This is a genomic window from Chondrinema litorale (assembly GCF_026250525.1).
Lineage (GTDB): Bacteria > Bacteroidota > Bacteroidia > Cytophagales > Flammeovirgaceae > Chondrinema > Chondrinema litorale.
In genome coordinates this window covers 273,060-298,363 of sequence record NZ_CP111045.1, presented here as the reverse complement: position 1 = coordinate 298,363, position 25,304 = coordinate 273,060, and the positions used below count along the sequence as shown (strand labels likewise).

The 25,304-nt window shown below is 32.8% G+C and carries 18 protein-coding genes; 14 read left to right on the top strand and 4 right to left on the bottom strand.

Annotation, left to right across the window (positions count from 1 at the left end; translation table 11 throughout):
- Positions 1–5 precede the first annotated feature (5 nt).
- The 5 genes from OQ292_RS24045 (at position 6) to OQ292_RS24025 (ending at position 7,906) form a co-directional block, all read left to right on the top strand.
- Entirely contained in the window at positions 6–695 is a 690-nt protein-coding gene (locus OQ292_RS24045; RefSeq protein WP_284686540.1) for a hypothetical protein, read from the top strand.
- A 430-nt stretch (positions 696–1,125) separates the two neighbouring features.
- Positions 1,126–1,452 (top strand): PadR family transcriptional regulator, encoded by a 327-nt coding sequence (locus tag OQ292_RS24040; RefSeq protein WP_284686539.1) that lies wholly within the window; start codon positions 1,126–1,128, stop codon positions 1,450–1,452.
- Positions 1,449–4,046 carry an ABC transporter permease gene (locus OQ292_RS24035; protein ID WP_284686538.1) on the top strand — a complete coding sequence of 866 codons (2,598 nt, stop codon included), beginning with the start codon at positions 1,449–1,451 and terminating at the stop codon, positions 4,044–4,046. The genes OQ292_RS24040 and OQ292_RS24035 overlap by 4 nt, the downstream gene beginning before the upstream one ends.
- A gap of 3 nt (positions 4,047–4,049) precedes the next feature.
- The gene (locus OQ292_RS24030; protein ID WP_284686537.1) at positions 4,050–6,677 is read left to right on the top strand and encodes an ABC transporter permease; all 2,628 of its coding nucleotides are present in this window, start codon (positions 4,050–4,052) and stop codon (positions 6,675–6,677) included.
- Between the two features lie 89 nt (positions 6,678–6,766).
- Complete coding sequence (locus tag OQ292_RS24025) at positions 6,767–7,906, top strand: ISAs1 family transposase (RefSeq protein ID WP_284685759.1); 1,140 nt, start codon at positions 6,767–6,769, stop codon at positions 7,904–7,906.
- A gap of 216 nt (positions 7,907–8,122) precedes the next feature.
- On the opposite strand, the gene OQ292_RS24020 is transcribed toward OQ292_RS24025, so the two are convergent.
- Together OQ292_RS24020 and OQ292_RS24015 are read right to left on the bottom strand one after the other, a co-directional pair.
- Positions 8,123–10,432, bottom strand: a complete 2,310-nt coding sequence (locus OQ292_RS24020; protein ID WP_284686536.1) for a golvesin C-terminal-like domain-containing protein — start codon at positions 10,430–10,432, stop codon at positions 8,123–8,125.
- A gap of 574 nt (positions 10,433–11,006) precedes the next feature.
- Positions 11,007–14,450 (bottom strand): SUMF1/EgtB/PvdO family nonheme iron enzyme, encoded by a 3,444-nt coding sequence (locus OQ292_RS24015; RefSeq protein ID WP_284686535.1) that lies wholly within the window; start codon positions 14,448–14,450, stop codon positions 11,007–11,009.
- Positions 14,451–14,885: 435 nt separating this feature from the next.
- Here OQ292_RS24015 and OQ292_RS24010 point away from each other — a divergent pair, with 435 nt between their 5' ends.
- From OQ292_RS24010 to OQ292_RS23990, 5 genes are all read left to right on the top strand, one after another.
- Positions 14,886–15,848, top strand: a complete 963-nt coding sequence (locus OQ292_RS24010; RefSeq protein ID WP_284686534.1) for a helix-turn-helix domain-containing protein — start codon at positions 14,886–14,888, stop codon at positions 15,846–15,848.
- A gap of 175 nt (positions 15,849–16,023) precedes the next feature.
- Positions 16,024–16,701 (top strand): hypothetical protein, encoded by a 678-nt coding sequence (locus OQ292_RS24005; protein ID WP_284686533.1) that lies wholly within the window; start codon positions 16,024–16,026, stop codon positions 16,699–16,701.
- Positions 16,698–17,678 (top strand): alpha/beta hydrolase, encoded by a 981-nt coding sequence (locus tag OQ292_RS24000; RefSeq protein WP_284686532.1) that lies wholly within the window; start codon positions 16,698–16,700, stop codon positions 17,676–17,678. The genes OQ292_RS24005 and OQ292_RS24000 overlap by 4 nt, the downstream gene beginning before the upstream one ends.
- 279 nt (positions 17,679–17,957) lie before the next feature.
- Positions 17,958–18,854, top strand: coding sequence for a hypothetical protein (locus OQ292_RS23995; RefSeq protein ID WP_284686531.1), 897 nt, complete (start codon positions 17,958–17,960; stop codon positions 18,852–18,854).
- Positions 18,855–19,138: 284 nt separating this feature from the next.
- Complete coding sequence (locus OQ292_RS23990) at positions 19,139–19,603, top strand: hypothetical protein (protein ID WP_284686530.1); 465 nt, start codon at positions 19,139–19,141, stop codon at positions 19,601–19,603.
- Between the two features lie 63 nt (positions 19,604–19,666).
- On the opposite strand, the gene OQ292_RS23985 is transcribed toward OQ292_RS23990, so the two are convergent.
- Both OQ292_RS23985 and OQ292_RS41345 read right to left on the bottom strand, forming a co-directional pair.
- The gene (locus OQ292_RS23985; RefSeq protein ID WP_348970651.1) at positions 19,667–20,509 is read right to left on the bottom strand and encodes a calcium/sodium antiporter; all 843 of its coding nucleotides are present in this window, start codon (positions 20,507–20,509) and stop codon (positions 19,667–19,669) included.
- A complete protein-coding gene (locus OQ292_RS41345; RefSeq protein ID WP_489686930.1) occupies positions 20,500–20,619 on the bottom strand; it encodes a Sec-independent protein translocase family protein in 120 nt (39 codons plus the stop codon). Before OQ292_RS41345 ends, OQ292_RS23985 begins: the two co-directional genes overlap by 10 nt.
- Positions 20,620–21,117: 498 nt before the next feature.
- Between OQ292_RS41345 and OQ292_RS23980 the strand changes: the two genes are divergently transcribed.
- The 4 genes from OQ292_RS23980 to OQ292_RS23965 all read left to right on the top strand — a co-directional run bounded on the left by OQ292_RS23980 (position 21,118) and on the right by OQ292_RS23965 (position 24,408).
- Positions 21,118–21,678: a helix-turn-helix domain-containing protein gene (locus OQ292_RS23980; RefSeq protein ID WP_284686529.1), complete on the top strand. Its 561-nt coding sequence runs from the start codon at positions 21,118–21,120 to the stop codon at positions 21,676–21,678.
- Positions 21,679–22,145: 467 nt separating this feature from the next.
- On the top strand, positions 22,146–22,403 hold the full coding sequence (locus OQ292_RS23975; RefSeq protein ID WP_284686528.1) for a hypothetical protein: 258 nt from the start codon (positions 22,146–22,148) through the stop codon (positions 22,401–22,403).
- A gap of 303 nt (positions 22,404–22,706) precedes the next feature.
- A complete protein-coding gene (locus tag OQ292_RS23970; RefSeq protein WP_284686527.1) occupies positions 22,707–22,898 on the top strand; it encodes a hypothetical protein in 192 nt (63 codons plus the stop codon).
- 1,324 nt (positions 22,899–24,222) lie between these two features.
- Complete coding sequence (locus OQ292_RS23965) at positions 24,223–24,408, top strand: hypothetical protein (RefSeq protein WP_284686526.1); 186 nt, start codon at positions 24,223–24,225, stop codon at positions 24,406–24,408.
- Positions 24,409–25,304 lie beyond the last annotated feature (896 nt).

Here is a 25,304-nt window from a genome sequence, read left to right as displayed (position 1 = left end):
TAACTATGACATTTTCCTGTGGACGATCTTCTATGAAAACGAATGAAATAGAATTTTACGACCTCAACCAAAACCAGTTCACCTTTTTGGTATTTGATAAATCAAAAGTTGACACCTTTATATCAAGATATGAGCCTTTGAATGTTTCAAACACTGTAATCAAACAGGACATATTTTCGCTGTCAAAGATTAATTTCGATAATAGCATATCAAAAGATTATTCTTCTTTTGCAAAAAACTCAAAACTGCTTGACTCTTCAGACTTCAATCTCGCAATGAATGTCATTAAAGCAACTTATGACAAAAGTGGCGAAGAGTATTTTCACGGCAGTCTTAACTATTTATTCTTTTATAAATGTTTACCAGTAGGTTTTCAAAATAAATGGACACAGACAATTTCGGGAGATTTCAGATTTAACGCTACATTTTTTGCAATTCTAAGAGACAAAAGTGAAATCATCGACAAAATGATATATGGAGAAATTGGTCATTGGGATAATAAATTAAAACCAATTTTTGGAGAACATATCTTCAATGAAATTACACTGGATAAAGCGAAACAGATAAAAGAACTAATAGTAAAAGACAAAAGTTTTGATGATGTTAAGTTTAAAACGGATAGAGATAATTTCATCTATTTTCTAGACAAAACAATTAGTGGCGAATGGAGATTGATTCTGACAGATTGGAATTAAATATGGCTTAAAACAAGATGTATGAGTTCATGCGAGTTTGGTGCCTATCAGAGAGGGTTTTCTTCGTAGAAAGAGCGCCAAATCGTAGATTAAAGAGGATTCGAAGCAGTGTTCATAACTTGTTGGAAATGAAATAGATTGATAATGAGTGTTATTTTTCAGTCAAACAATAGCTAAACATTATTTCCCAGCTATCGAATTCGCATATTTAACATAATGGATGATTATATGCATGTTTGACTTGCTGCAATATAAGGGTATAACAGGAAGATACATTTAAAACTAAATAAAAGAGAATACTAGAAGAAAGAGTTTACTCATTTGAGTTTCAAGGATTTTATTGAATATAATTCTAATTTTTTTTACTATTTACTTAACAAATGTGAAAATAATAATTACTTTTACTTTTGTTAAGTAAATAAATACTACAATGAAATCTTTAAGTTTAGGTGAATTTGAAGAATTGGTCTTACTCACTGTCGCTGCTCAGCACAATGAGGCCTACGGTGTATCTATATTAGAAAGTCTGGAAAAAAATCTAGAAAAGAAACTAAATATAAGTGCTATACATGTTGCACTTAAAAGGATGACTGAAAAAGGATTTGTAAAATCTAGATATGGAGGGATTACTAATGGTAGGGGAGGGCGAAGAAAAAAGTTTTATATAATCACTGCTCTAGGTAAAAGAATGCTGGATCATCAATATGCTATTCGCACAAGTATTTATCAACAAATACCTAAAATTTCATTTGGATGATGAAAACACAACCACCTAAGAGAGCATTAAAATTCCTCCGCTGGTTTTGCCGAGAAGATTATCTGGAAGAGATTGAAGGTGATCTGATTGAGATTTTTGAAATTCAAGTTGAGGATTCTAAAAAAAAAGCAAATTGGAATTTTATTTGGAGTGTGATTAGGTATTTCAGACCTGAGTTTATTAAGTCTTTTAAAACATATACTTCTCCAAATGTGATTGCAATGCTGTTACATAACCTTTTAATCACCTTGCGTACATTTAAGCGCTACAAAGGCTCTTTTCTCATCAATCTTGTTGGACTTTCCACTGGCTTAACCTGTGCTTTGTTAATTTATTTTTGGGTGTATGATGAAGTGTCTGTTGATAAATTCCATAAGAAAGATGAGCGGCTATTTCAGGTACTCAGAAATATTCCAAATGCATCAAATATATTGGAAACCCATGAAGCAAATTCGATACTTTTGCCTCAGTCGCTTGAAACTGAGATGCCAGGTGTTGAATATGTAACACCAGTTCGTCCAACTCCTGAAGGAATTGTTTCAGTAAATGAAAACCATGTTAAGGCAACAGGATGGTTTGTAGGTGAAGCATTCTTTAATACATTTTCGTACAAGCTTATTTCTGGTAATAAATCGCAAGTTTTACAGGAAAAATATGCGGCAGTCATTTCTGACGAGTTAGCGGTTAAGCTTTTTGGTTCCATAGATAATTGTATTGGAAAATCAATTGTATGGGACCTTGGACCATTTGGAGATACACACATAATATCAGGGGTTTTTGAAAAACCTAATAAAAATTCTTCTGCTAAATTTGATTTCGTTGTCACACATGAAATGTTCCTAGAAAAGAACCGAATGGATGTAAATTGGAGCAGCAACCCGATCATGGTTTATTTAACATTAAAGCCTGGAGTAAATAAAAAATCCTTTAATGATAAACTCAATTCATTGTATAAATCTAAGCGTATACATGATGCAGAAAAAGAGGAAATGTTTCTTCAACGATACTCAGAAAGATACTTATTTAATCACTACGAAAATGGAAAACAGAGCGGAGGAAGGATTGATTATGTAATTCTGTTTTCTCTAATTGGAATGGTGATACTTACTATCGCTTGTATTAATTTCATGAATTTATCTACAGCAAGGGCTTCGAGAAGGTTTAAAGAAGTTGGCATTAAAAAAACAATTGGAGTATCTAAAAGGATACTTATGTTCCAGCATCTTGGAGAGTCTCTTTTAATAGCCATTTTGTCTTTACTTGTTGCTGTTACTATTTCTTATTTGTTGTTGCCACAATTTAATCTGTTAACTGGCAAGCAACTAACAGTTTCTTTCAACTGGGACCTTACCATTGGTATTTTGGCGATAGTAATTATAACAGGTCTTGTTTCAGGGAGTTACCCTGCATTCTATCTTTCAAGATTGAAACCAATTCATATATTAAAAGGAAAACTCACGGCTTCCAGAGGAGAATTGTTGATTCGAAAAGGTCTGGTTGTTTTTCAGTTCAGTATTTCTTTGCTATTAATTATTGCAGTTGCGGTTATTTACATGCAAATGAATTTTGTACAATCTCAAAATCTTGGATACAAAAAGGATAATGTAGTTTCTTTTGAAGAACAAGGCAGTTTAAATGATAAACTTGAGTCTTTCCTAAGTGAAACTAATAAGATAGCTGGAGTTGTAAGTGCTTCATCTGTTTCGGAAAGCATTGCAAATATCAACAGTACTTCTTGGGGACATAATTGGGAAGGCAAGTTACCAGGACTGGCAGAAGTTGAATTTTCTGGTTTGAATGTGAATTTTGATTTTTTCATAACAATGGGAATCAAGATAAAAGAAGGGAGATTGTTTTCAAGAGATTTTGGAACTGAGGGTACAAGTGTAATTTTAAATGAAGCTGCTGTTGAGGCAATGGGAATTTCTGATCCAATAGGAAAGTGGATTGAACTTTTTAATACAAGACGTAAGATAGTAGGAATTGTAAATGATTTTCATTTTCAGTCCATGTATGAAGAAATAAGTCCACTATTTATTATTTGCAATCCAAAATATACAAACAAGGTTATAGTAAAAATTGAAACAGGCAAATTAGGTGAAACAGTTGATCGAATAGAAACGCTTCATAAGGATTACAATCCAGGCCTTCCATTTGAATTCACATTTCTGGATGATGAATATCAAGCTCTATATATATCTGAGCAACGTATTGGCCTTTTATCAAAATACTTTGCTTCCACAGCTATTCTTATCTCCTGTCTGGGGCTTTTGGGATTAACAGCTTTTACAGCTGAGCGAAGAATCAAGGAAATTGGTATCCGAAAGATAATGGGTGCCAGTTTGTGGGGAATTATTAGTTTGTTATCTGCAGATTTTTTTAAAATGATTCTTCTTGCAATAGTAATTGCTTTACCAATAGGTCATTTTTTGTCAACAAACTGGTTAGAAGGATTTGCCTATCATATCGAACTGAAATGGTGGCATTTTTCAGCAGCAGGTTTGGGTGTAATCTTGATTGTTTGGTTCACAGTTGGTTTCCAAACTATTAAGGTAGCACTGTTAAATCCTGTAAATTGCTTAAAAGATGAATAGTTTATGAAAACACAACCACCTAAGAGAGCATTAAAATTCCTCCGCTGGTTTTGTCATGAAGATTATCTGGAAGAGATTGAAGGTGATCTGATTGAGATTTTTGAAATCCAAGCTGAGGATTCTCAAAAAAAAGCGAATTGGAATTTTACTTGGAGTGTGATCAGGTATTTCAGACCTGAGTTTATTAAGTCTTTTCAAACTATACCTCTAATTAATTCAGGTATGTATAAAAATTATCTCAAGATTGCATGGCGTAATTTGCTCAAACAAAAGCAGTATGCTTTCATCAACATCAGTGGGCTAGCTGTAGGTCTGACCTGCTTTTTGCTGATCTTTTTATATGTACAGCACGAACTTTCTTACGACCAGTTCTATTCCAATACCGACAAAATTTACCGCGTTTATCAACAACAATCCGGCAATGAATATCTGGGCTCAGACTATTTTGCAGTAACTCCAGCGGGTTTGGCAAGTGCTTTAAAAGCAGAAATTCCTGAAGTTGCTCAGGCTACCTCTCTAGAAGAACAAACAGCATTGTTAGGAAGGGAGGAAAGTTATTTCTATGAAACAGGGTTGCGAGCAGATACTCATTTTTTTGACGTCTTCCCATTTAAAATGGTAAGGGGCAATCCATATACAGCTCTTAACCAAGCGAAAAGCCTGGTTTTGACGGAGTCATTGGCTCAAAAGATTTTTGGGAATATCGATCCAATAGGAAAATCAATTACATACAAGAAAGAACAAAAGTTTATGATAGCCAATATTCAGGAACAGACATTAACTGTTACTGGGGTTATGGTAGATCCTCCGGTTAATTCTTCCCTAAAGTTTTCTTATCTGGCTTCTATCCTCGCTAATACTAGATATGTTGAAGATGTTGAAAAGGAAACTTGGGATAGTAATAACTACCACACCTTCTTTACCTTAGCTGATCATACTACACCATTAGGATTACCTGATAAGCTATCAATCATTCATGAAAAGTATGTAGATTACGGTGAAAGCTTTCCTTATGAAGGTAGCTATTATGTACAGCCTCTCACTGATTTGCATTTAGAAACTCATCTGAATTTTGACATAGGGCTGAAAGGTAATCCACGATATATTCAGATATTTTCTCTCATTGCCTGGCTGGTTTTGTTTCTGGCCTGTATCAATTATGTCAATTTGGCTTTAGCTCGATCTATTAAACGTGCTGGAGAAGTAAGTTTGCGCAAAGTAGTGGGGGCGAGCCGTTTTCAACTCATTACCCAATTTATCAGTGAATCAATCCTGATCACAGTATTGGCCTTTTTGCTGGCTTTAGGACTCACAGACTTGATACTACCTGTTTTTAGTAGTTTTTTAGAACGTACACTCTCATTAAATCTGCTTGAAAACAAATTGTTGCTACCAGGTTTATTGGGTCTTGTCCTTGGGGTAGGCATTTTATCGGGTAGCTATCCTGCGTTTCTAATGTCTTCTCTGAGTCCTGCAACGGCGTTGAAGGGAAATGTAGACAGGAAGTTTTCGAACATTTCTTTTCAACGTTGGCTAATGGTAGGCCAATATGCTGCTTCTGTCATCCTGATCATTGGTAGTGTGGTTATTTACCAGCAGTTTCAGTTTATCCAAAACAAAGAATTGGGTTACAACAAAAACCACATTGTTACATTTCTTGTGAAAGATGAAGTACTAAGTGAACAGTACAAAACGCTTAAAAATGAATGGCTAAGGCACCCTCAGGTAGTTTTAGCAACGGCTTCTACCAGTTTACCTGCCAATATTACTTCTCAGACGATTATTACGGACAAGGCTGTTACTAAAAATGCACTCATCATATATCAATCTCTTGTAGATTATGATTATGCAGAAGTATTTGGCATAAAACTGATTGCGGGTCGATTTTTTTCTCAGGATTACAAAACGGATGCTGAAGAGGCAATTGTGCTTAATGAAACTGCTGCCAAGGCATTAGGCTGGTCACCCGAAGAGGCCATTGGCAAACAATTTATCCGAGACGGTAAAGAAACTATTGTTGGGGTAGTGCAGGATTTTCACATGCATTCTTTGCATTCTCCAATTGCTCCTTTGATGTTACAACTGAATAATGGACTAATCTCTTACATATCGGTGAAGATAAATCCTAATAATCTACAGGAAACTATTATGATGCTAGAGACAACTATAAAACCATATACTTCCTATCCAATAGAGTATCAGTTTTTAGATAACAACATTGAAGAACTTTATCGAACTGATAGGCTATGGGGGAAAATGTTTAGTTTCTTCACCCTTTTATCAATTTTAATTGCAGCTCTAGGTTTGTTTGGTATGGCTGCTTTTAGGGTAAAGCAAAGGACAAAAGAAATTGGTATTCGAAAAACATTAGGAGCATCTGTGAATAGTATCGTAAGTCTTTTATCTCAGGATTTCTTAAAATTAGTTTTGCTTGGTTATATGATTGCCATTCCTATAGCCTGGTATGCTATGCAACAGTGGTTAGCTGATTATGCTTATCAGGTTGAACTATCATGGTGGATGTTTGCTCTAGCCGGATTGTTTGCTATGACTGTAGCATTGTTAACTATAAGTTCCCAATCCATAAAAGCTGCCTGTTCAAATCCTGTGAAATGTCTAAGGAGTGAGTGATTTTGACTTACGGCAAAATAGGGGGTATACTAAGGGCAAACGCATATAAATGAAAAAGTTTTATCTTTCCAATAAATACTATTTTTCATATGCCTACTCCGAGCAGTTACCTATCATCTTTATTACCAAAGCTATCTAATATTGAAGATTTCCGCATGGAACGCAACCAATTATATCCACTTAACGAAATACTATTTCTTACAGTTAGTGCGGTAATAAGTGGATGTAGATATTGGGAAGAGATAGCCGATTTTGGAGAGGAAAAATTAACATGGCTTCGTAAATATCTACCCTTTTTGCAGGGAACACCTTCGCATGACACCCTTAATCGTGTATTTTCTCATTTAGATTATACATCATTTGAGCACTGCTTTATCGACTGGGTTACAGAAGGTTTACTACTAAAAGAAGGAACAGTTATCAACTTCGATGGAAAAAAACTATCCCGTAGTGCTACTAAGAAAGAACAGCAACTACCTGGTAATCAAGGAGGTAAAGGTGCAGTACATTTAGTAGAGGCTTGGTGTAGTGAACTACAAATATGTTTAGGACAATATTATACAGATGATAAATCTAACGAGATAGTCAGTATCCCTGCTTTAATAGATTTGCTAGAGTTAAAGGGAACAGTTATCACCATTGATGCGATTGGATGCCAAAAAAAGATTACAGAGAAGATAGTTAAACAGGAAGCAGATTACGTGATAGGCTTAAAAGCTAATCAAAAGAAGTTACTTCATAAAGTGGAATCCTGTTTTGGTCACTCTGAGTTGAAAGCTGTGGATAGTTGGGATAAAGGACATGGACGGATAGAATGCCGTTCGTGTCGAGTATTACCTGCTCATCTTATAGGAGAAGAGTGCTTACAAGGTTGGACAGGATTAAGTACTATTATCGAAATATCCTCTTATAGAGAAGTAGTAGCTTCAGGTAAAGTAAGTCGTGAGCATAGATATTACATGAGTAGTTTACAGGGTACACCTGAACGGTTTAATCAAATTATTAGAGGACATTGGACGATAGAAAATCAATTACATTGGTCACTAGATGTACAATTTGGTGAAGATTTTAGTACCAAGAGAAAGGATAATGCTGCACGAAACTTTGGTGCTGTTCTCAGAATTGCTACCAGTTTGTTAAAATCTAATAAAGATACGGTTAGTCTCAATAGAAAAATGCTCAAAGCAGCTCGCTCTGATGAGTATAGAGAAACCAGTATTAGATTATAATTTATATGCGTTTGCCCTTGGGGGTATACTTTACATATAGGCACATTATATGCCTTCAAGCACACCCTATTATTGATCATAAGGATTTAGCTACTTCAAGTCTATGTATCTTTGCACTAATTGATAAAAGCCATCAATAATTATTCAAATGCATTAAAAAAATAAAAGAAGAGATAGCTTAATAACATTTTGCTGCCTCCTCCTTCTCAAAATTGATTATTTTTCTATTTTAAGTCTTCTTAATAGCACTTCCTTTCCTCCATGTGATGCAGACAATATTTTCATTCCATTAGAAACATTAATCTGTGTCAAATCTAATTCTAATTGATTATTTCCATCAAAATCACCCTGCCATTCTACTCTCCCGGTAAGATCAATTATTTTTATATTTACCTTATCTATCATATCATCCTGAAAGTTTATATAAAGTTTAGTACTAACAGGATTTGGATATAATGTCATATTATTCTCTCTATATTCTACAATTTGCAAATTGCTGGCTACTCTATTATTACTACTCACCTGAGGTACAAATTTTATAGCGTCTGCCACTACGTATCCTGAAGTTCCGTCATTTCTAATAATCACCTCACCTTGAGCACTAAAATCATAAACACCCAATGAAACCCACTCTGCATTATTTATTTGTTGATTCATATAAACTGTTGAAGTGTCACCGCTATGAATAATATCAAAAGGAACATTGGTAGCTCTATTTGTAAAGGCAAACCACCAACCGAAGACCTCATAACTACCTGGTGCTAATTCTGTACTAAAGGAAACAGATTTACTTGCTTTACCAGCGTTACCATCGTGAAGATAATTAGTACCATGGAGACTCGTAGAACCTGCCTGACTTGTTGTCCAGTTTCCAGTTACGGTGACCCGTTCATCAGTATTATCAATTATAATAGGTTCTACAGGAGTAGTAGATGGAGTACCAAAAGAAATCGCTGGTTTATGAATTTTACCATGAATATGAGCAATATGTACGTCCGCGATTAACGAAGTAGTAGATGGAGTTAGAGACTTATACATAACTGCTCCATTTTGTTTATAATATATAGTATCTGCAATTCTTTCTACTCTGATGATATCGCCAACCGCGTACGCACCCTCGTACCACTTCTTAGCACCATTTTCATATATGAAAATTTGCGGATTGAAATTCGAAAGGTTTATGCAGTAATCTATGGATGTTGATGTGGCATCTGAATTTACTTCCGAAAAGCCTATCCATCTCCCAAATCCCGTTGTATCCACCTCTATTTCAAACCATCCATCTTCCCCTGCCTCTAGTACTTCTACGGAAGCAGCTCCTGCCATAGTATGATAGGTAGAATTTTTAGTTAAATCATTATTTAATTCAACAGTAAGCCCTTCTACATCAGTCCATGTGATTGATGAACTTGCATTTACCGCGTTAGTAGTTACGCTTATTTCTGAACTATAAACTGAATAGCCCGCTGAATTATAACTTCTGACTTTATAAAAGTAGGTAGTTTCGGGAGCTAAACCTGTATTCGTATAACTTTCCACATTGCTGGCTGTGGTAGTAAGCAGGCTATAATTGCTGTTATTCCCTACAGATCTTTCGATCTGAAAACCACTCTCATCGCTAGAATTATCAGACCATGTTAAGTTAACCGAATTATAGGTCACATTAGTAATTGCTAGCTGATCTGCTACTTGTGGAATGCTAACGCTATCTGACTCATTTCTCACCTTAGTGGCAAACCATTCATACAAATTAGGATTATGTAGAGAATGATTAGCTCTATAGGCCCGGGCACTAGCTCCTTGATGACCCACTGACGGATATGACGTCCAAACTGCATCAAGATTTCCCTGACAAGCTTGCAATTTTTCAAAGGTTTTTTCACCCCAGTAAAAAGGATGCTCGGTACGATCCGACTCTCCGTGAAATGCCCACACAGAAATGTTAGCGTCAGCAATTCTACATAGATCGCTGTCATAAGCCGTTCCTGCCACAGGAGCAATTGCTGCAAAAAGATTAGGCTCATTATCAGTAGACGCTGCTGCTTTATAAGTTGCGGCAGCCCCCATACTAAACCCAGTAAGGTAAATTTTATCCGGATTTACATTATAAGTAGCCAATACAAATTCTACAAAAGACTGTACGTTATTACGGTTTTGATTTTCATCTACCCAGCTATTGTAGTTATCGGACTGTTGAGGAGAGAAAACAGCAAAACAAACAGTTTCACCATCCACATCAAAACACATATCATGTCCACCCTGCACAATACTGGGAGGAGTGTTATAACCCACATTGGCAATATTCATCACAGTATTTGTATTGGTAATATCTCCACGTTCTCCCCAGCCATGCAAGAAAATGATGGCCGGAACCTGATCACCGTCAGTGGTATAATTAGGAGGCAAATATTCCAGATAAGCTCTGGTCTGGCCATCATATTGAGCTAGCTTAGCCGTATTTTGAGCCTTTAGTATTTGGAATGATGACACAAGGAAAAGTGCCAAAATAAATTGAAATTTTTTCATTGACTAGAGGTTTTATAGTGTTAGATATTTACAAAAAAAACGTAATTTAATTCAATTTATTGTAACTATATTTAGGGTTATATTTGGATGGTAAAAAATTATATTTGATATTTTTTAATAATTTCTAGGGCTCTAGGGCCTATATAAATAGTATATAAAGAACTGAAAAAATTATTCTGCTAATAGTGAGTTGGTTAATATTTTTATGGTGAAAGCCTAGGAAATGCATATGGCTGCTTAAGATAGTAAAATAAGTATAGTCACATAAGCTTTTTTAATTCAACTATCCAATATAAATAGCTCTCATCTATAGATACTTTAATATAGGTATTTTAGATATGATATATCCAAAAGAAGGTTATAAAAAAATACACTTACTGATTGGAAGAAAAAGTAATTCTCTAAGGAAGGATATACTTGCCTTGTCATTTATTAAAAAATATGTGTGAAACAGGATAGAGACTACTTTCAGTGAAGTTGGGAAAATCATTTTTATGGAACTAGCTATCTTTTTAAATAAATTGATATTGCCAGTTTCTTTACCTTTCAGAAACTGGCAATATTTATAGAATACTTACTCTACCAAAACCTTCAGCACAGAAATTTGCTTTTTGTTTTCTGTTTTGATGATGTAAAGCCCTTTATCTTTTAAAGAAATTTGAGTTGGTTTCGAGAGTGTTTTTTCAAAAACAGTTTTGCCATCGATGCTTGTAATTTGCACAAAAGTTTTTGTGTTTAGCTCAAGGGTAAATTGTCCAGTAGATGGGTTTGGATAAACTTGGATAAGTTCAAGTTCTTGTTTTTTATCCATTGGAGTGGCTAAAATATGTGCGGTAAAATCGATAGAAACATCAGATTGTAAATGGGTTATTTCCTTACTTTCAGGAGAAAATATGTAACCATCAAATTCTGGTGTGATGGTGCCAATCCAGTTTTCATTTTCGGTGGTGGAAAAGCTGCCATCTTCACCTGTTTTCAGAGGATTTGTAAAGCCATTGAGTTTTACATTTGCCAGTGGGTTTCCCTTTTCATCCAGAATTTGACCACTAATCGAATACATAATCGTTTCAGGAATAACAGCTTCTAAAGTGATGTTTTCTTCTAGATCAGCATCTTCAATAGTAAATTCACCAGTATAATCATTAAAACCATCCGCAGAAATGGAATAGTTGTAAGTGCCATTTTTTAACTCATTAATCACCACATCGCCACTAACATCACTGAGATAACTTTCATCATCCATTACAACTTTGGCATTTTCGATTGGATTAGTACCATCGGTAATTTGGAAGATGATGTAATAAAGCGGTTTTTCAATAGGAGTGAGGGTGATGTTTTCTTCTAGATCAGCATCTTCAATAGTAAATTCACCAGTATAATCATTAAAACCATCTGCAGAAATGGAGTAGTTAAAAGTGCCATTTTCTAGCTCATCAATTACCACTTTACCATTAGCATCACTGAGATAACTTTCATCATCCATTACAACTTTGGCATTTTCAATTGGATTAGTACCATCGGTAATTTGGAAGGTGATTGAATAAAGTGTTTCTTCAATAGGAGTGAGGGTGATATTTTTTTCTAGATTATTATCATTAATAGTAAACTCACTAGTATAATCCTTAAAGCCATCTGCAGCTATGGAATAGCTATAAGTACCATTTTCTAGCTCATCAATCACCACTTTACCGTTAGCATCACTGAGATAACTTTCATCATCCATTATAACTTTGGCATTTTCTATTGGATAAGTACCATCAGAAATATTGAAGATAATGCTGTAATTTTCGGTATCTACTGAAGAAGCTATAAAGTTGTTTTCGGTTGAATCTTTATACAATTTATCAAACTCAATATAGGCGGGAGAAAAGCTATAATTGCTATCTACAGCACTCACTTTACCAGACCAACCTCCTAATACTTCTACTGAATAATGCCCATTTTCATCTGTTTTCACCTCAATTGGAAAACCTACTACAGGTGTATTTTTAATAGGATTTCCTTCTTTATCGATAATTGAACCTTCTAATAAAATTTTATCAGATTGAGCCAGCCTTAAACCTGCATAGGTAATATGTTGAGCGCCACCCAAATAACCTCTTCGCTTTAACCTCAATATTGTTCCAAACCGACTATTGGCATCGCCTCCTCTAGTAGAAGGACCTAAATTTGATTTGGTTTGGCAAACAGGATTAAATGAATCACTTATGCTATAATAGTTTTCATTATAATAGTCCTGACAAATTTCATTTACATTGCCAGTCATGTCGTATATATTTAATTCATTTGGGTTTAAAGACCCGACTGGAGCAGTATTTTTCACATCATCAATTCCACCATGCATGCCATGTACTGCCACTTCAGTATAATCATTACTGCCAGCAAATTTGTAACCTTCACTTTTATTGCCCCCTAAAGCAGCAAACTCCCATTCTGCTTCAGTTGGTAATCTATAGCCAGCCCAATCTGCAAATTTTAAAGCACCATCATGATACATATGTCGAACAGGATGGTTTGCGTAATTGGGATCCACTTCATAATTAGTTCCATTCCAGATAATCGGTGAATCATACCCAGGTTCATAGCCAATATTATCTCTTTCTGATAAATCGCGAGTAGCATCAAAAATCAAACAAAGTGTGCTACTATTATTGAGCACAACTGCCTGATAAGGAAATGATTTTTGCCTATGTGATCTAAATGAATTTGCAAAGTGGGTAAATGGTATGATGGAATTTAAAAATTCCACATATTGCTGGTTGGTAACTTCGTATTTGCCTATTTTGTAATTGCTTAGGGTTACAGCATGAGCAGGGTTTTCATTTGTGATATCCCACCAAATTTCAGTACCTATATCTGTAGTTAAAATATATTCTTTTGTAGCATCAGATTGTCCCATCATAAAAGTACCTCCTTCCACCTCCACCATATCGATAGATAATGTAGTTGGTGGGTTATTCCAACAAGAAAAATAAGAGATGGACGAAGTATCTGAAAGCCCTGTTTCATCTTTTACCACTACTTTCCAGTAAAGCATTCCATAGGTGCTAAATGTATGTTTGTAACTTGTGGTTTCCAGATTAGTGGCAACCAGCGTTTGCGGATCAGGCTCTTGTGCAGCATAAATATCATATTTAAGCACATCTCCATCTTTCTCATAAGCTTCTTCCCAAGTGAAATTGATCGTAAAACCAAGATTTTGGGTGTCTAAATTCATCATTAATGGGTCAGGAACGGGATAAATCAAATCACCTATTTGAGGAGGGTCATTATAATAGTTTCCAATGGTAAAACTATTGCTTTCAGAAATGACAGCATCACTACTATATCCGTCAACTGCTGCCACTAAAAACTGATAGTTTAATTGATCTACCAATTGATAAGGAATGGTGTAAGTGGTATCTGTAATATTGCTAGCAATAATTGAAGTAATATTGTTTTCTCTTTTTAGATAGACATGGTAAGAAACCTCATCTCCATCAGGATCAGTGCTTTTATTCCAATGCAAAGTAATGTTTCCATTTTCGGTGGTGCTTCCGTCTGTTGGAGAAATTAATTTTGGAGCATTTGGTAACTTGTTTGGTTTTCTCGTTTTAAAAGTAAAAATATTACTTTCTAAATTGAGTCCAGATGCACTTTTAGCGACTATTTTCCAGTAATAAGTGGTGTTAGTTTCGAATGTGTCTTTTATGTTTATATAGTTAGCAAGGTACAGTTTATCATCTCCATCTTGAATATTACTTGAAAAGCTGAACTCGGTAGCATCATCATTCAGAGGGCCGTCTACAATTTCTATAGCTGATCTAAAAATTGGTGGATTGGCATCTTTACCAAGATAGATATCATAAGTAAAAGTTTCATCAGTGTTTTTAGGAACAAACCATTCTAAATATATCATGGAAGTATCCACTTTATCAAAATTATCAGATGGATTATAAGCATCTGGTGGAATAGGTTGCGCATAGGTTAAATGGAAGATGCATAAAATTATTGACAACAGGAGTAAACGTTTTTTCATTTCTTTAGAAGGTAATAGCTAATCGTTGATAATACATAGTAAGTGCTAGTAGAAAGATTGTTGTAAAAGTGCATTTTTGTGGTAAAATGCCCATTTTAGGTACGATTAGGGATTGAGAAATGCTCAAGATTTTACAGAATAAAGAAGGAGACAGATGTAACTATTTATGGGTTTGTTTGGTATAATTCTAAGAGGAGGTGCTTTGTGGAAGCTATTTGGGTGGACTGGATGTGTTATTAGTGAAAGTTAGATGTGATAAATTTGTGAGTTTTACAAATAATTACTCTGTTATCAAACCAAAATTTATAGTAAAATTGGGATAAATATATGTATTAGTAAATAGGTATATTATTTATATCCTCTGTTAAATTAAGTAATAGCGTTTTAAAGTTGGCTGCGATAGTTGTACAAAGTATATTGATTTTTCTTACTGTGATGATTGCAATCCTGTTATATGCACTTCCATCAGGCAGAAAGAAACAAAATCTTCCGCTCTGTTTTTTTCTTTTATTAACAGCTCTCCATAGTCTCACTGATCTTACTATAGATTCACCATTGTTTGGTTCTGCAAAGATTCATTTAGTTGTTGGTCCATTTATATTCCTTTATGCACCGCTTCTGTATTTTCATTATTGTAGGTTGTTCGATGTGGAAATAAAAAAGGTAGAATCACACTTTGCTATTTTTGGGATTTTCCTAGTTTACCATCTCCTTTGGGGATTCTCACATACTATTTTCTTTGCAGTTTTCAGTATGCAATATCTCTATTATTCAATATGGATTGGCAGGTTAGTGAAGATTAGACAAAAGGAAAAGCCGATAAAAAGAATATGGATTTTATTCATCACTTACTCCTTCGGCTTAGTCTGGTTATTTGCTATTAGTGCGAATGTTTTTTCTCAATTAAATTATGAGCCACTGGCTAGTTGGACCGAATTGATTGCATATATCAGTGCAGTTATACTTTTCTGTGGATTTATTTATTTTACCATGTCTCAACCCAGCTTATTCATGCAGGTACGCGTTGCTGTTTCTAATCAAATAAGATACGAGGAGTCAACCGACAGACGAGTAAAAAAACAAATGCTGACACTAACTGAATTATTAACTAAAGAGAAAATATTTTCAGATCCTGAGCTAAATCGAGAAATACTTGCCCAAAAGTTGGGTATGGACGTCCAACAACTATCCAAAGAGATTAATCAACATTTTAAGATGAATCTTTCTGAGTTGATTAACCAATATCGCATTAGCGAAGCAAAAATACTCTTGCAGAATCAAGAGTTAAACATTAAGGAAATTTACTATAAAACAGGGTTTCAATCTCGTTCTGCCTTTAATAATGCTTTTAAGAAACAAACCGAAAAAACTCCTTCAGAATATAGAAAAACGCTTTAAGAGATAGTTGAAAATTATTTGATTAATCTAAAAAATCGGTAAGTTATTTTAAAGAATTGCTACTTAACAATGTGAATTTATTTTAGTAGCTCTACTAAGTTGTTCTGATTTCTAAATCAGAACATCGGATTCAAGGTATTTTTATTCATTTGCCACGTCCAAATATTCAACGCAAATGAAGTTAAATCTAAAAAAATATTTATGTAGTATTATTGGCTTAGTATTTTTTACCTCAACTGTACGAGCTCAAGTGATACAGCCTGATACCAATCAGCATCACATTATTCAAACAGGTGGTGGCTTTGATCACAGTCTGATCGCTTTACATCTAGGGTATTCGCGCTATTTATCAAAATTCCGGTCGGCAGTGTTCACAGAGTTTACCCAAAGTAGTGCTTTACTAGGAACCGGTAATCACCGCACAAGGCTGGGGGTGATACATTGGTTACCACTTCATCAGCACTGGGCACTTCAAGGTAAAATAGCATTGGTTTATACACAAAGTGATAATGTAGCTGGAAAGTACAAGGCACTGGGCTATCAACTAGATCTTACCCTATTGTATCTTACCAAAAAAGGGAGTTTAGGATTTGATGTTTCTTATAACCCTTTTTTTGCCACACATATCATCCATTCTGATTACTGGAAAGAATATCTTTATGAGGATGCCAAAGATGGATGGTACAGCACAACAGTCAGAACTTTCCGTATTGGGGGAGTAGTCAGCCGATACCTTAACAAAGTACAATCGTTGGAAGCTTCTCTAAAAGCTGGATATCAGACCAATGGAAAATACGACAAATTAGTGCCTGGTATTTATTTTAATTTTCATCTAAACTATAGACTCCCATGAAAAAATACAGCACATTTATACTGATCTATTTTGTTATCTTATTTTGTAGTTGTGAAGAGTTAGACCCGGCAGAACCGGGAAATATTGTTCCAAAAACAGTAATTGATGATCCTTCCCTTACCAACCTAACTTTATCTGGTACCACTATTCATTATGCTAGTTATGGGAATCCTGCCGGGACTAAAATTTTTGTACTGGAAGGTGGCCCAGGTGATGATTTTCGTTATCTACTTGATTTGAATCAATCGGTAAATGGATGGAGTTTACTAGATGATTACCAAGTGATTTATCACGATTACCGAGGTTGTGGTCTGTCAGCTAGACACCCCAAAAGTGAATTAACAATGGCATATTCACTTACGGATTTAGAAGAATTGATTGACTATTTCTCTCCCGATCAGGAAGTTATTCTCATAGGTCATTCACATGGAGCAGTAGTAACTGCTCAGTACATAAACGCACACCCAAATAAGGTAAAGGGAGCAGTTTTGATGGAACCAGGAGCTTTTTCAGTAAATATTAATGAACATTTACCTGCTGCTAATGATGTTAATTTGCTGGGAAAGGACATCAATCAAATTTTATGGATTAAACAACTCATTGGCCTAGATGATCATGAAAAGGCAGATTATTACTACGGTATTGCCAGAGTGAATGCTGATAGTGAAAATCGAGGTGAAACATGTCCTTCAAAAAACTTTAGAGGCGGAGCTGCTTCAGCTATTGCCATTGCTATTGAAGAGGTAAATGACGGAGATTATGACTTTACAACTAAGCTATCTCAATACAATCAGAAGGTTCTATTTATTAGCAGTGATGAAAGTGACTTAGGTTACGATTTTCAACAAGAATACCAGGTGCATCTTTTTCCTAAATACGAACATATTAAAATAAGTGGTACTGGACATAATGGACTTATAAACTGTAGAACGAGCGAGACATTAGGCTACATTAAACAATATATTGAACTATTGTGACTTACGACAATATAAGGCTATACTTTACATAAAGGCACATTATCTATATTTACTGCTGAGATTCATTCTTCTTATTCATAGTGTTACTTTTTGTGTAATGCTAATTCAGAATGGGACATCTTTAGAAAAGTCTACTAAGTCTCTGTCCTAAATTTGAAAAGCTCACAGAACAGGTCATAAATTACCTTTACATTAATTAATAGCCTATCAACCATTATCAATTTATGAGTAGTAAATTAAATGATTAACTTTGATACTTAAACCTTAGCTATGAACACAATGTCAAAAATACTTTATTTAGCATATACTTTAGTTTTTATATTTATCTGTAGTTGTACTGCTCAAATTCCCGAAAATGATGGATTTGCAGATGCACAATTTCGTCCTGTAGAAAATAAGCAAGAGGCAGATTATTATAGAATTTATGAACGTTTAGATAGTCCTGGAGCATTAAATATAAACCCCAATTATACAGATCTTAGTTTTGGAAGCGATGGCTATGGAGGCTTTTTTAACGCACCTACGAATGACTTCGAAACAAGTGTGATTTCCTTTTATGATTTTAACAATAACTTAGTGCTAAAGGGAACAGGTACTACATCCAGAATGCTACAAACCTTTATACTTGATGGTCCAGCGGTTTGGTATGAAAACGATCGTGTAGTTAAAAGAGGTTATTTTAAAGAAAATCTAGTAACAGGAATGCTAAGCTATCTTGATGAATCAGGCAATGTTATTGATCAAAAAATTATGCTTGGTAGCAAAGAGTTTAAACCCAATATCAGTAAACAGCTTTTGGGGCATTGGGTATGTAACAATCCGCGAATTAAACGAGGAGGAGGCTATTTTAGTGATGAGATTGATACCAACTTGGCTTTGCACAACGAATTTACTAATCAAGGAACTGTTGCTATTTGGAAAGAAATGAAAGAAGTTGTTTATAAAGGCTTTTTTTATGATGGCAAAGAGAATGACAACATCATTAAATCATACGTCTATATTTCTTACGAAAAAGAATCAAACACAAAAGGGGTATTACTTTCCTACAATAACAAAGGTGAAGTTGTAGCTAAAGAGCAAATTGAATTTATAGATGCAGACACTTTTACTTCAACTGCTACAGAGCATCCTAATCCTGAGCTTGTGGGCAAAATTTATAAATTCGAAAGGATTTAACTGTAGGTAAGCATTTTTTAGGGATACTCATCAAATTGAGTATTCTTACTAATATAAAATTTAGTAGCAATAGTCTTTTTACCCATTCCTTGAGAAAACAAAGTCTTTACTTCTTTAAGTATAAGTGCATATCCACTTTTTTTGGATTAAATAGTATAAAACTTGCTATAAAAACTGATGAAATTATTACATAAGACAGTGTCCTTGACAAAACTTATTGCTTGTATTCTTAAATCAATTGGTCTATTTTAGGTTTATTAGATATTTGTTTAGAAGTATAAGGCATGAAAATAATATACGAAAGCTCATACATGATTTCTAAATTTGATTCATCAAACAAACTGATGGAAATTGTTTGGCAATCTGCAACAAAATATATGCTGGGAGCACAATTTCAATCTGAGATCTTAAGTTTTTTTCAACTTCAAACTCAATATAAAAGCGAAAAAATTCTCATAGATGAAAGGTTGTTTGCATTCAAAGCACCAGTAAGCATCGAACAATGGATGTTGGGTATACTTGATAATAAATCTGATTACCATGCTAAGAAAATCGCAATTGTTGTGAGCGAAGATATTTTTCAAAGAGCAGTTTCAAAAAAGATGGCTCAGAAAGTAGAGATGCAAAATGTAAGTACCATTTTTTATACTGATAAAGATAAGGCAAAAACTCAGTTGTTAGATGATAAAAAAAATCATTATTCAACAGACTATACTACTTTAGTCTCTAGTATTCTTTTATACAAATAGAAGTGACTTACGAAAAAATAGGGGTACACTTTACATAAAGGTACATGATACTGCTTTATGATTTTAAGCTCCATTTATAATTAAATATATAGTGTAAAAAATATAGAATACTAAAAGTACTCCTGCTTCCCATCGATCTAACTTTTTTTGTTGTCCTGTGAGCATTGCAAGAAACAAAAAAACAGAACCACCAATCAAAACATATATATCCAAATTAAAATCTGAATTATATTTTATTGGGTTAATCAATGAACTTATAGCTAAAATTAAAAGAATATTGAAAATGTTAGACCCAATTACATTCCCAATTGCGATATCACTATTCTTTTTAAATGCAGCAACAATCGATGTGATTAACTCAGGTAGAGAAGTACCTGCTGCTACAATCGTCAAGCCTATAATTTTCTCACTCAGACCTAATTTACTTGCAATAGAAATACTGTTAGCTACAACCAGTTGGCCACCTAAAATTAACCCAACTAATCCAACTATAATTAAGAGCCAAACTTTTAATGTTGATTTACTTTTAAACTCATCATCTAAATGTGGATCATTTTTCATTTGATTGAAAATGTAAATCAAGAAAATAGAAAATAAAATGAGCATTAATAATCCATCTATTCTACTAACATAAGTTTGTCCTACAAACACAAAATCGTTAAGTAGTAATAAAAGGAATACTGACACAATCAACGACATTGGAATTTCTTTCCAGGCCGTAGATGCTTGAACAACAATTGGAAAGATTAATCCTGATAACCCAAGAATAATAAACAAATTGAAGTTATTACTGCCAACGATATTTCCAATTACAATATCTGAATAGCCGTTTATAGATGCGATAATATTCACAATTAGTTCAGGGGCTGAAGTGCCAAAAGCTACAATGGTCAATCCTATTGCCAAGTCTGATACTTTATATTTTTAGCTAAAGCAGAAGCTCCATCCACAAGCCAGTTTGCTCCAAAAATTAAACTGGCAAATCCGATTACAACTAATAAAGCTGGAAATAACATAAAGTTTCGATTCAAAATAAAAGATTAATCCTAATAATTTAGGTTACTGAATTATTTTAAATAGTCACTAAAAACCACAATAATATTATAAATGAGTGTAACCTTCTTGAGTCTATCTTGACTTACGGCAATATAAGGTTACCCATAACATAGAGACATATTATTTTCTTTAGATGGTGTCATTTTAAGGATATAGTAGTGTTATACATATCCAATCGTACTACTACGCCAGATTACATAGTTGTGTATTCGCAGATATCTTTCTGAAATTTCATTCTATAGAAGTATCTAAATTTTTATAGCATTACAAAACATTTTCCGAGAATGTATTAATTACACTAGTGAAAATAGCTAATGTCTTTTTTGAAAATTAATTAATACGAATCAGAAAAAGCTATATTTTTTAACTATACTACGAAAAGCTGAAGATACATTAAAGTAGTAAGCAAATGTTTTTTGCTTTAGGATATATATTAACAATTAATTTGTTTAAGAAATATGATGCTATACATAAAATATATGGTGAGCTTAAGATGTAAGATGATGGTAAAAGCAGAATTGGAAAAATTGGGTTTGCATTATGTTGTACTTGATTTAGGTGTAGTAGAAATATTGGAAAATATATCAAAACATCAATATGATAAATTAAAAATAAATTTACTTAAATCAGGCTTAGAGTTACTAGATGATAAAAAGAGTATTCTAGTTGAAAAAATAAAAAATATAGTAATAGAAATGGTTCACTATTCAGATGAATTACCCAAAGGGAATTATTCAGATTTTATTAGTGAAAAATTAAATTATGATTATACCTATTTAGCTAATACTTTTTCAGAAGTAAAGGGAATTACGATTCAGCAATTTATCATTCTACACAAAATAGAAAAAGTAAAGGAATTACTTTTATATAATGAACTCACCCTTTCAGAAATTTCTTACAGACTTAATTACAGTAGTGTAGCTCATTTATCTAATCAATTTAAAAAGATAACTGGTTTAACACCTTCATTTTTTAAAGCAATGAAGAAAAAACGTAGAAATAATTTAGACGATCTATGATATATGTAATAGTATAATATTACAATGTAAAGCATTCATTAATAAGAATACATACATTTGGTGTAACTACAATATTATTTCATTAAAACTTAATGAATATGTCTAAACAAAAAGAAGGTAAAGCCAAAAATGGTAAAACCCAACCTCAAAAAAGCTTAAAAGAAAAAAGAGCCATTAAGGCAGCTAAGCGAAAAGATAAGAGGCATGAAGATTAAATAACATATAACAATGAAAGCATCACAAGATTTTTTATAAACTAACTATATGCTTAACATTTTTCCTACTTATATTCAGACTTAATGTTTAGATATAGATAGGATTTTTTTTTGAATTTGATAGTACATGTTTAAAAATTTAAGGCTTTTTATTATCAATTTGTTGCATTTATGTAATTTATATTTTTTTAGTAGATAACCTTTAATTTTCATTGAAGCTAATTTTAGTAATTTAAACAGGCTGTTTTAAAGATGGCTATATTTGAGATGATGCATAAAGACAAAAAATCATATAATTCAGATAAGATAATAACTGAACACCATAGAAAAATAGCTAATCATTTAGATAAAGCTGCAAAATATCATCTTGAAGCGGCAAGTCTCTATGAAGTGGGACAAAATATCCAAGCTGCACAAAATATAATAGCCGCACAAGGACACCTATTAATTGCTAATGAAACGCAACATGAGATTGTACGTCTGCATGCTTTAGAAGATGAAATACAGTAAGTTTTAATTTTAGATTACTTTATTCAGTATGTTGTAACTTGGTAAGTTTATATGTCATAAGAACAAAAAAACAAAGTATACATCTGAAACAATAAAAGGTTGAGCCATAAACAGATCTGGTGGGTGTAGGTTCAACTTCTCATCTAGTTTAATATAAGCTAAATCTTCATTACTATTTAAATAAAGTCTCACCCCAATAGATATCTATGATTTCTATAACTCTTAAAATAGATATGTAATACTTTAGGCTTTGTGAAAGATTACATTTGACAGATTGATTTTTACAATGTTTTTATGATAAAAATGAAAATCGAAATAGATAACAAATTTAAGGAAGGCGATGTAGTCTTTTCAAAAAAAGATACGTCTTTAAAGCTAATTGTGAGACGCTATACAAAAAAGATCTATTACTGTAAATTTCCTGATGAACCTAATCGAAAAGAATTGGTTTTTTTCGAAAGAGAGTTATTTTCGAAAGATGATAAAAACCTTTAAATAATGAGTGTTTATTAAACAATCTATTGTTTTAGGTTGATTACTTTATAGAAAAAATTTGTAATAATTTTTGTGAAATTGTAGCAATCAACAAATTTTGTTGATGTATATTTTTACTATACAGAATTTTAAATGAAATTCATCAAAATGAGCTATTCTTAAATTATTTACCATTTTATATAAGCATTAATGCTGTCTATTTTAGTTATCAAAATGTTAGATAATTAAATAGAATGATAGTTTTATTTTTAAAAACAATGTTGATAATGGTACAAATAACACTAAGTTTTTTTTTAGCGAATATTTTGTTAGTGTGTATTACCAGAGGTGTTTTACGATACAGAAAAATAAAAAAATATAGTTATGCTTATTACGATTCATATCCTTTAGGTTTCATTGGTAAATTATACCATAATTTCTATCATCAGCTTTTTAAATTAGATACAGTTTACATTTCATTTATTTTAACAGTATTCGAAATATTTATTTTTGTTATAGAAAAGTGATTTCTTTCTTAGAAAAAAATTCTTCATAAGTCACTATGCACTAGTTTTCTATTAGATTAAAGAGACTGTTTTTCGCAGTTATAATCTTTTTTTAAAAAGAAAATTTCATAAGAGAGAGATATTTGAAATTTTGTCAATTCCAAACAATGTGTTTCCAATAAGCTATTTATAAAAAAAAGCTTGATTAGAAAAATCAGGCTTTTTTTTATAAATAGCTAGTAGGTATCACTAGCCAGAAGTTTTAGAAATTAGCATTCCAGTCAATCTATATTTATCATGAGTTAAGTTTTTAACACATGCCCAAAGGTTGAGAATTTTAATGGATAATGCTTTACATAAAAAAAGTAATATTTGTATTATTCCTCTATTTCTAATTTTCCATAGCAATGATTTAACTATGCAGTCATTACCTGGAAGGATATATCAAATGTTTGATTTTATCCAAATAAAATTTGGTGTTTTATATCAATTTTAAAATTTTTTGCTTAAAAAAGCATAAACATTTGTGTCATATGATACATGATTAAGTAAATGTTACAAGAAATAAAACCTGTTTAATATTTGTAGAATTAAGAAAGGTATTTCGAATAGAAATATTAATGCTGAAAGCTAACAACAATAATTATTATTTACAAAGTGTGAAGCATGTAATTTGTTTAATTTAATATGTAACATATTCTATTAGTAAAATACCGATCTTTATTGAACACAAGTTTTCTTGGGTTTTATAGAGTTTTAATTGATTTCAGGAATGAATAAAAAAAACTCTATAGAATCAATATTAGGTTTTAATAAGACATTATTTGTAACAAATTTATATGAGAATATTAAGAAGTTGGAGAGAACAAAAGGTTATGCTTAAAAGGAGATTTCCTATTTTATGTGATAAGGATTTCGACTTTATGGATGGGCAAAGAGAGTGTATGCTAGATAAACTTTCTGCTAAACTTAATAAAACTAGAGAAGAACTTGAATTGCTTTTTGCCGAATTACAGACCTACTAAACAAAAACTAAGAAGAAAACATCAAGAGCAAAGAGCTATTTAAACATCATCATTATCAAATATTTAAAATTTATAAAAAAACCAAGAATATTGATTTTGCAAACACCTTACAAACAAGGTTAGGTGATTATTTAAAATGAAAAAATAGGAATTGCAATATGATAGTAAAAACTTTTTTTATACTTAGTGCCATTTATAACTCTTAATACAGGAACTGATAGTAGCATATTATTGCTATTTGTATTGTATGTCACCAGTGGGTTAGGAATTGTAATGGGGATTTTGTAAGATGTCATAATAGATTACATTCAAAAAAACTTACAATTGACAAGTATGTTAGATATTCAAAGACTTTTATTGGGTCATTCAGAGTAGGCATTTTACATGAATGTTATTTTCAAACATCTCATTACTGATATATCATTTTCTAAGACTAATAAAAGGAGAGAAATAGTTACACCTACTAATAACAACTGTTAATTATACTTCTCGAAGAAGTTTTTTTTCTTGGCATATCAAAGATCTTAATTCCTAGATAGAAAACTATTTATTCCCAAGTTTCTGCGATGTACGTTACTAAAAAAATGTTGGATGATGTTCCTAAGATAGTATGATTGTATAGTATTCATTATCACTTTAAGAAATATTTCTTAGTCGCCATATAAGTTCATAAAAAATACAACATGCTTAAGTTAGTTAATATCGAAATAGCAAATTAACATTTTATAAGAATAATTTCACACAAAATAACTTTAAATAAAATCATAATGAAAATTGCAAAAGATGATATTGAGGTAAAAATGGAGCTGTTATTCGACAGAAAACTGATTTTGGAGATGCTACTTGGCTATTTAGGATCAAATAGCGCCAGTTAAAATGGAATGATCCGGATCATC